The organism is Mycobacterium sp. (genome assembly GCF_050701515.1).
Lineage (GTDB): Bacteria > Actinomycetota > Actinomycetes > Mycobacteriales > Mycobacteriaceae > Mycobacterium.
The window spans coordinates 1-1,775 of the sequence record NZ_JBOGDB010000304.1; the positions used below are offsets into that span (position 1 = coordinate 1).

Consider the following 1,775-nt stretch of genomic DNA (forward strand, 5'->3'; position numbering starts at 1 on the left):
GACGTGGAGGGCCTGTGTGATGTCGTCCAGGCTGTCCACCAGGGCCTGCGATATCGACGCCAGCTCGTCAGACGTGGTGCCTAGCGCTTCGCGGGCGTCAGCCACGAAGCTCCGGACGTCGTGGACGGCTGTATTGATGTCATCGACCGCCTGTCCCACCTCGTTCGGGTCGTTGGCCAACAATGCGGTCGCCGAGGCGAGATTTCCGTTGAGCTGCTTCATCAGATCGGCGCTCGACTGCAGCGCCGACACGAGAACCGACAAGTTCCTCACCGTGCCGAAGGCGTCCGTGCTGTGGTCACCGAGTGCCGACAGTGCCTGGGACAGCTCGATGACGGTCTCGCGGATACTGGCGCCCTCGCCGCGCAGATTGGCTGCGGCGGTGTCGATGAAGGCACCCAGCGTGCTGACTCCGCCCGGTCGCGTCGGTTGCAGGGTTTCGGTCAGCTTCTCCAGCTGCTCACGTAGGTCATCCCACTCCACCGGCACCGCCGTGCGGTCCAGCGGAATCACCGCACCGTGGGCCAGCAGCGGCCCTCCGGTGTAGGCCGGCGTCAACTGGATGGCCCGCGCGGTCACCAACTGTGGTGACAAGATCACGGCCTTGGCGTCGGCCGGCACCTGGTATTTGCTGTCGAACGAGAACGTGATCTTGGCGCGCTGCGGCTGTGGCTCGATCCTGTCGATGACGCCGACCGGCACGCCGAGGATCCGCACTTCGTCACCCTTGAACAGCCCGTTGCTGTTCTCGAAGTAGCCGACGACGGTCGTCTCGCCCGCAGCCCGCCACAGTGAGCGTGAGGCAACGACCAGCCCGACCACCAACGCGAGCGCCACGACGATGGCGAGCCCACTCCTGATGCGCGACACCGTCACTGGCCTACCTCCGCGGATGACGCAACGGGCCCCAGAGCCGACCCTACTGCGGGCGGCAACGCCGGCGGGCCCGGCGGCGGACCACCTGGCGGTGGCGCCGGAAGCGGCTCCCGATACGGATACCGGGGGTCGCCCGGCACTCCGGTGATCGCGTCGGGCAGGGTCAGATGCGGCTCCCCGCCCGCACCGGTACGGGGGAAGGGCACCGGCAGTGCCGGGGTGCCGTGCTGGCCCGTCTGCGGGTCGGTCAGCTGCGACGGCAGCAGCACGTTCGGATCCAAACCGAGGTCGGAGAAGGCCGCGTCGATGAACGGCTGCAGGAACTGGCCGGGCAGCAGGTTGGCGACATACGCCTTGAAGAAGGGACCGGATGCCACCGACTCCCCCAGCGACATCGCATAACCGTTGAACAGCTCGATCGTCTTCTGGACCCGCTCCTTGCGGTTCTCGACAATCGCGAGAACGCCGTTGAGTTTGTCGAGCGCCGGCCGAAGGCTATGACGGTTGTCACCGACGAGCTCAGACAGTTGTTGCGCCAGTGCGGACACATTGCCCGAAATCTGATCCAGCGCGGCACTTTGGGTCTGCAGTTCGGCCAGCAGGGCGTTGGTGTTTGCGATGAGGCTGACTACCTGATCGCTCCGTTCGGCGAGTACCGCGGTGGCCCTGTAAGCGTTGGCCAACAGGGATCGCAGATCGGCATCGCGCTCGTTGAGTGTCTGCGAGAACCGGGCCACCCCTTCGACCGCGATCTTCAGATCCGACGGTGTGTCAGAGAACGTCTGTGCCAGGGTGGCCAACGACTCCGACACCTGGTCGGTGTTCAATCCGCTGATCGTTGTCGCCAGATCACCCAGCGCATCGGGCAGTTCGTACGGCGGTTTCGTCCGCTCCACGGG

2 protein-coding genes are annotated in these 1,775 nt (G+C 66.0%); both read right to left on the bottom strand.

Annotation, left to right across the window (positions count from 1 at the left end; all coding sequences use genetic code 11):
• A partial coding sequence (locus ACRDU5_RS22180) for an MCE family protein (RefSeq protein WP_526617143.1) occupies window positions 1-870 on the bottom strand: 870 nt, incomplete at its 3' end.
• 2 nt (window positions 871-872) lie between these two features.
• On the bottom strand, window positions 873-1,775 hold a 903-nt coding region (locus ACRDU5_RS22185), incomplete at its 5' end, for an MCE family protein (RefSeq protein ID WP_526617144.1).